Source organism: Verminephrobacter aporrectodeae subsp. tuberculatae At4 (assembly GCF_000193225.1).
In the GTDB taxonomy this organism is placed as follows: Bacteria; Pseudomonadota; Gammaproteobacteria; order Burkholderiales; family Burkholderiaceae_C; genus Acidovorax; species Acidovorax aporrectodeae.
Genome location: NZ_AFAL01000970.1, coordinates 1 through 7,122 on the forward strand (window position 1 = coordinate 1; position 7,122 = coordinate 7,122).

Below are 7,122 nucleotides of genomic sequence, written 5' to 3' on the forward strand. Positions count from 1 at the left end.
CCAGTAGCCCGGGAACACGTTCGGGCCCCTGACCTGTATGCCACCGGTCGCGCCCACGGGCAGGGGCTTGTCTGCGGCGTCGGCCACGCGCAAGCCCACCCCGGGCAGGGGAAAGCCCACGGTCGCGCCGCGCCGCTCGCTCTGACCAGCGTGGCGCGCGTCCACGCCGCAGGGGTTGGAACTGAGCATGAGGGTCTCGCTCATGCCGTAGCGCTCCAGGATGGTGTGGCCCGTGCGCTGCTGCCAGGCGTTGAAGGTTTCGAGCAGCAGCGGGGCCGACCCGGAGATGAACAGACGCATGTTCCGCACGGCCTGCCGGTCCAGCCCCGGCTCGGCCAGCAGGCGCACGTAGAGCGTGGGAACGCCCATGAAGACGGTGGCGCGCGGCATCGCGGCGAGCGCGGCCCGGGGCTCGAACGACGCCAGCCAGATCATTTTGCTGGCGTTCATCAGCGCGCCGTGGATGGCCACGAACAGGCCATGCACGTGGAAGGTGGGCAGCGCGTGGAGGAGCACGTCGCCGGCCTGCCAATCCCAGTAGTCCCTGAGCACCTGCGCGTTCGACAGCAGGTTGCCGTGCGTGAGCATCGCGCCCTTGCTGCGGCCCGTGGTGCCACTGGTGTAGAGGATCGCGGCCAGGTCGTGCGCGCGCCGGACCGCCGGCGGGTGCGCGTCGCCGTGGTGCGCCGCACGCTCGAGCAGGCTGCCCTTGTGGTCCGCGCCGAGCGTGAAGACATGCCGCACGCCCCGGATGAAGGCGATCGTGCTCACCCAGCCGAAGTTGCCCGGGCTGCACACCACCACGGCGGGATCGGCGTCGCCGATGAAGTCAGCGATCTCGGCGCTCTGGTAGGCCGTGTTCAGCGGAACGAACACATGGCCCGCGCGCAGCGTGGCGAGGTAGAGCAGCATCGCCTCGACCGACTTCTCCACCTGCACCACGACGCGGCTTCCCGGGGGCAGGTTCAGCGCCGCCAGCAGGTTCGCGATGCGCGCGCTGGTCTGCTCCAGGTCGCGCCATGTGTAGCGCAGCGGGCACCCGTCGGGCGCCGTGGCTTCCACGGCGCAAGCGTCCAGGTCGGCGGGGAATGCGGCGCGCAGCGCGCTGAAAAGATTTTCTTGTTTCATGGCGGTTTCCCGGGGGTCTCACTATTTTCGTTTTCCATGCTGCTGGTGGCGCGCCCTTGAGGGGGATGGATTCGGCAAGGGGTGCATCAGCGCAGCCTTGCACCCGCTACCCTGACCACGGCCGCCCAGCGCCGGAGTTCGTTGCGCACCAGGCCGGCAAGCTGCTGCGCATCCAGGCTCCCGTACTCGGCGCCGTTGCGCGCCCAGATGGCCCGGACCTCCTCGTCCGCGCCCAGGCGCCGCATCTCCTCGATGATGCACGCCTGCACGTCGGGGGGCGTTCCCTTTGGCGCCCACAGGCCGTACCAAGTGCTCACGTCGTAGTCGGGCAGACCCACTTCGGCTGCGCAAGGAACGTCCGCAAGGGCCGCGTTGCGCCGGGAACCGGAGACCATGAGCGCCTTGACGCGCCCGTCCCGGATATGCGCGGCGGACGGACCCAGGCCGTCGAACATCATGTCCACGTTGCCGGCGGCGAGGACCTTCCATACCCAGTCCGCTCCGTAGGGAGCATGCTCGATCGAGACTCCCGTCTGCTGCTGGAACAGCTCGCCCGCCAGATGCTGCAAGCTGCGCCTTCCGGCCGTGCCGTACTGGAGCTTTCCGGGCTTGCTGCGCACCTGCTCCAGGAACTGCCCGAAGTCGCTGACCGGCACCGTCACGGGGTTCACCACCAGCACCTGGGGCATGCTGACCAGAAGGCATAGCGGGATGAAATCCTTTTCCAAGTCGTAGTCGAGCCGGGGGTACATCGTCGGGGCGATGGCGTGCTGCGCCCCGCCCATGAACAGCGTGTAGCCGTCGGGCGCGGCCTTGGCTGCGTAGCTGGCTCCGAGCGTGCCGTCCGTGCCGCCCCGGTTGCTGGTCACCAGCGTCCTGCCCTGGGCCCGGGAGAACTGCGCAGCCAGCGGCCGGGCAAAGGCGTCGGCTCCGCCCCCTGCGGGGAAAGGCACGACCAGGGTGACCGCCCTGGTGGGCCAGGTGGAAGTGGGCTGCGCCCAACCGCTGCCGCTGGCCAGGCCCGCGGCGCCGAGCAGCATGTCCCGGCGCCGGATGCGCAGATCGTTCATACATTCGCTCCCTGTCGTCGTTGCAAAAAATGCTGCACGGGGCGCGCCTGGCATGGCAGTCCAAGGCCGGCCGCGGCCCCGTCACGCCGCAGCCGGCTGCGCCATCGGCCGGCCCAGGCTGCGCAAAATGTCGCGCACGAGCTGGGCGCGCTCCCGGGGTTCCTTCGATTCGCGTTCTATGCGCAGCTTCTCGTTGCCCACCAGCTTGATGTGCCGGTTCTTCCGGATCAGCTCGACGATGCGCAGCGGATCCACCGGGGGCTGGGGGCAGAAGCTGATGTGGATCACGCCGGGCGCCGCGTCCACCTTCAGCACACCGTAGGGCTGGCTGAGCACGCGCAGGCGGTGTACATCGATCAGCGTCTGCGCCTGCGGCGGCAGCTTGCCGAAGCGATCGACGAGCTCTTCGAGCAGGCCGTCGATCTGCTCGGGCGCCTTCGCCGTGGCCAGCTTCTTGTAGAAGGACAGGCGCAGTTGCACGTCGCCGCAGTAGTCGCTGGGCAGCAGCGCGGGGGCGTGCAGGTTGATGTCCGTGGTCGCGCTCAGCGGGCCGAGCAGGTCCGGCTCCTTGCCGGCCCTGAGCGCCCTGACGGCTTCGGAGAGCATCTCGTTGTACAGCTGAAAGCCCACTTCGAGCATGTTGCCGCTCTGGCTTTCGCCGAGCACCTCGCCCGCGCCGCGGATCTCCAGGTCGTGCATCGCCAGGTAGAAACCGCTGCCCAGTTCCTCCATCTGCTGGATCGCATCGAGCCGCTGCGCCGCCTGTTTGGTCAGGCCCTCGATGTCCGGCACCATCAGGTAGGCGTAGGCTTGGTGGTGGCTGCGGCCCACGCGCCCGCGCAGCTGGTGCAACTGCGCCAGGCCGAACTTGTCGGCGCGGCTCATGATGATGGTGTTCGCCGTGGGCACGTCGATTCCGGTCTCGATGATGGTCGAGCACAGCAGCAGGTTGTGCCGCTGGGCCACGAAGTCGCGCATCACGCGCTCGAGCGCGCGCTCGGGCATCTGGCCGTGGGCCACGGCAATGCGCGCCTCGGGGAGGATCTCTTCGAGCTTTTGGCGCCGGTTGTCTATGGTCTCGACCTCGTTGTGCAGAAAGTACACCTGCCCGCCGCGCTTGAGCTCGCGCAGCACCGCCTCGCGGATCACGCCCGTGCCCTCGTTGCGTACAAAGGTCTTGATCGCCAGGCGCCGCTGCGGTGCGGTGGCGATCACGCTCAGGTCGCGCAGGCCCTCCAGCGCCATTCCCAGCGTGCGCGGGATCGGCGTGGCGGTGAGGGTGAGCACGTCGACCTCGGCGCGCAGCTGCTTCATCTGCTCCTTGTGGCGCACGCCGAAGCGGTGCTCTTCGTCGACGATGAGCAGGCCCAGGTTGTGGAACCGGGTGGACTCGGACAACAGCTTGTGCGTGCCGACGACGATGTCCACCATGCCGTCGCGAATGCCCGCCAGGGTGGCCGTGATCTCCTTGCCCGATCGAAAGCGCGAGACCTCGGCCACCTTGACCGGCCATTTTCCGAAGCGATCGACCAAGGTCTGGTAATGCTGCTCGGCGAGCAAGGTGGTGGGCGCGAGAAACGCCACCTGCTTGCCGCCCGTGACCGCGACGAAGGCCGCGCGCAGCGCCACCTCGGTCTTGCCAAAGCCCACGTCGCCGCAGACCAGACGGTCCATCGGGCGGGGCGAGAGCATGTCCTGGATCACGGCCTGGATCGCGGCATGCTGGTCGGCCGTTTCCTCAAAGCCGAATTCGTTCGCAAAGGCCTCGTAGTCCTGCGCCGCAAAGCGGAACGCATGGCCCTCGCGCGCAGCACGGCGCGCGTAAATGTTGAGCAGCTCGGCGGCGCTGTCGCGCACCTGCTCGGCGGCCTTGCGCCGGGCCTTCTCCCACTGGCCGCTGCCCAGCCTGTGCAGCGGGGCCTCGTCGGCGCTCACGCCGGTGTAGCGGCTGATCAGCTGCAACTGGCTCACCGGCACGTACAGCACGGCTTGGTCGGCGTATTCCAGTTGCAGGAACTCCTGCAGCGCGGGGACGCCGTCGGCGTCGGGCTGGCCCAGATCCATGTGCACCAGCCCCCGGTAGCGGCCAATGCCGTGCGCGCTGTGCACCACCGGGTCGCCCAGGCTCAGCTCCGACAAATCCTTGATCAGCGCCTCGACGTCGCTGACCTGCTCCTGCTTCTTGCGCCGGCGCGTGGTCGGGCCTGCGGAAAACAGCTCGGTTTCGGTGACGAAGTCGATTCCGCCCGCGACCCAGCCAAAGCCCGCGCTCAGCGCCGCCGTGGCCATTCCGAGCTTCTCGGCGGGGGCGCCCTGGAACGCGGCCAGCGAATCGAACACCGGCGGGTTCAGGCCGCTGGCGCGCAGAAAATCGAGCAGGCTCTCGCGCCGGCCGTCACTTTCGGCCAGCAGCAGCACCCGCTGCGCTGTGCTGCGCACATGCGCCTGCAGGCGGGCCAGCGGGTCTTCGGCGCCGCGCAGCACCGACAGATCGCCGAGCGTGCGCACGTCCGGGTTCTCCTGCTCCGCGGCGCGCATCAGCAGCTGCGCCTGCAAGTTGGCCCGGGTGTGGAACTGCTCGGCGGACAGGAACAGCGCCTCGGGCGGCAGCACGGGGCGCTCGGGGTCGGCCTGGATCAGCCGGAAGCGCTCCCGGGTGTCCTGCCAGAAACGCTGGAAGACCGGCTCCAGCTCGCCATGCAGCACCACGGTGGCGCTGCTGCCCAGGTAGTCGAACATGGTCGCGGTGTCGTCAAAGAACAGCGGCAGGTAATACTCGATTCCCGCCGTGGCCACGCCGTTGCCCATGTCCTTGTAGATGCGGCTCTTCGTCGGGTCCCCCTCGAGCAGTTCGCGCCACCGGCTGCGGAACTTGGCGCGCGCCGCCTCGTCCATCGGAAACTCGCGCCCGGGCAGCAAACGCAGTTCGGACACCGGGTGCAGGCTGCGCTGGCTGTCGGGGTCAAAGCTGCGGATCGAGTCGATCTCGTCGTCGAACAAATCCACCCGGTAGGGCTCGGACGCGCCCATCGGAAACAGGTCGATCAAGCCGCCGCGCACCGCGTACTCGCCCGGGCTGACCACCTGCGACACATGGCTATAGCCGGCGAGCGTGAGCTGGGCCTTGAATTTCTCCGCATCGAGCCTCTGGCGGAGCGCAAAGTGAAAGGTATAGCCCGCCAGAAACGCCGGCGGCGCGAGCCGGTACAGCGCCGTGGTCGCCGGCACCAGCACCACGTCGGCCGCGCCCTGCCGGATGCGCCACAGCGTCGCCAGCCGCTCGCTGATCAGGTCCTGGTGCGGCGAGAAATTGTCGTAGGGCAGCGTCTCCCAGTCGGGGAACAGCGCGCAGCGCAAACCGGGCGCAAAGAACGCGATCTCGTCGATCAGGCGCTGCGCGTCGCTGGCGTCGGCCGCAACAATGGCCACGCTGCGCTGCGCCGCCCGCTCGCGCTCGGCCAGCTGCGCCAGCAGCAGGGAATCGGCGCTGCCCGGAGGGCGGGCCAGGATGCATCGTTTTCCGGGGGAGAGTTTGGGCAGTTCCATGCAGACACGGGCGTCGGACTCGCCAGACCCCCTGCGCGAAGCGCGCACGGGCGGATGGGGCAAGCTGCGGGCTATTCTAAATTCCGGGGCCGGGCTGCCGGCATCCCTTTTGGTCGATGAAGAGGGCATCTTGTGCCGTGCTCACCCGATGGCGCCCGCACTGCCCGGCTTGCCTGCATCGTTTGGCCAATTTATCGCCATTTCATCTCCAAGGGCTCCAGGGCATTCTCCAATGCAGCTTCACGCCCACAGCCGACACCAAGATCAGCATGGCACCGATTGATTCGCCGATGGATATGACGTGATCAAAAAAGAGATAGTCGATGACAACCGTCGATACCGGATACAGAAAAGTCAGGATGGCCACCGTGCCAAGTCCGATTTTGGAAATTGCCGAATATATCAACCAGTACAGGAATGCCGTATGCACGACACCCAGCGCAACGATGAACTGCCACTGCTGAACGTCCGGATGCATCGTGGTGATGCTGGTTATCGGAAACGTTGCCAGCGCACCCGCCAGGGTTTGAACGAAAACGATGAACAGCGGGGGAATTCCGGATAACTTCTTTGCAATCAACACCGAGCCGGAATACAAGCTGGTTGCCAACAGAACCAATCCGATACCGGCAAACTCCTGCAGCGCCAGCCTTGCATCACCGAACCCAACGATGGTCAGCAATCCGATGAAGGCCAACACCGTCCAGACTCCATCCGAAAGCGCAATTTTCTCTCTGAAAACAAATGCACCGGCAAGAAGAATGATGAACGGATTGACGTGATATACAATGGTCGCCAACGATATTGACAGCATCGAAAAAGCATTGAACAAAAATATCCAATTAAAAACCACGAACAGGCCCGAAACGACCATCCACGCGAGTTTTCTGGACGTCATGCTCTCCCTGCATTTCCGTCCATGAAACAGGCATATTGGAAGGACACAAACACATGCAATGGCACATCTGAAAAAAACCACATTTTCCGGAGCTTGCCCTGACTTGACGACAAACAATCCAATACTTCCGGAAACCAACATGGCAACGGCCATTTCAATGGTTCCGCGCCATTCCTTCCTTTTTTCATACTCCATCAATTTCCCCTTTCACTTTTGGCAAGTTGCTTTTCTTGATGGGCTGACTATGGCTCAGCGCATCTCTTTATACACAAGCCCCCGAGCATAAGCTATGCTACCTATTTCATAGCGAAAGCACACAATGAACTGGGTAGCCACGGAATTCAAGAGCATGAACCTGGGGGACCCCAGACGCAAACAGCGTGCGATCCACCTGATCGAGAGCTTGAGCAAGCCCACGGCCAGTATCCCCCAAGCCTGCGGCGATTGGGCCGACACCATCGGAGCCTACCGCTTCTTTGG

5 protein-coding genes are annotated in these 7,122 nt (G+C 65.7%); 1 reads left to right on the forward strand and 4 read right to left on the reverse strand.

Going from position 1 to position 7,122, the window contains the following annotated elements; all coding sequences use genetic code 11:
• From VTU_RS0123595 to VTU_RS0123610, 4 genes are all read right to left on the reverse strand, one after another.
• Nucleotides 1-1,128, reverse strand: a 1,128-nt coding sequence (locus VTU_RS0123595; protein ID WP_010110013.1) for an AMP-binding protein, incomplete at its 3' end; no start/stop codon positions are given.
• An 86-nt stretch (nt 1,129-1,214) separates the two neighbouring features.
• Nucleotides 1,215-2,198, reverse strand: a complete 984-nt coding sequence (locus VTU_RS0123600) for a Bug family tripartite tricarboxylate transporter substrate binding protein (protein ID WP_010110015.1) — start codon at nt 2,196-2,198, stop codon at nt 1,215-1,217.
• A gap of 81 nt (nt 2,199-2,279) precedes the next feature.
• Nucleotides 2,280-5,744: a transcription-repair coupling factor gene (gene mfd, locus VTU_RS0123605; protein ID WP_010110018.1), complete on the reverse strand. Its 3,465-nt coding sequence runs from the start codon at nt 5,742-5,744 to the stop codon at nt 2,280-2,282.
• A 202-nt stretch (nt 5,745-5,946) separates the two neighbouring features.
• On the reverse strand, nt 5,947-6,837 hold the full coding sequence (locus VTU_RS0123610) for a DMT family transporter (protein WP_029554699.1): 891 nt from the start codon (nt 6,835-6,837) through the stop codon (nt 5,947-5,949).
• 124 nt (nt 6,838-6,961) lie between these two features.
• Here VTU_RS0123610 and VTU_RS32185 point away from each other — a divergent pair.
• Nucleotides 6,962-7,122, forward strand: a 161-nt coding sequence (locus VTU_RS32185) for an IS4/Tn5 family transposase DNA-binding protein (protein ID WP_010110022.1), incomplete at its 3' end; no start/stop codon positions are given.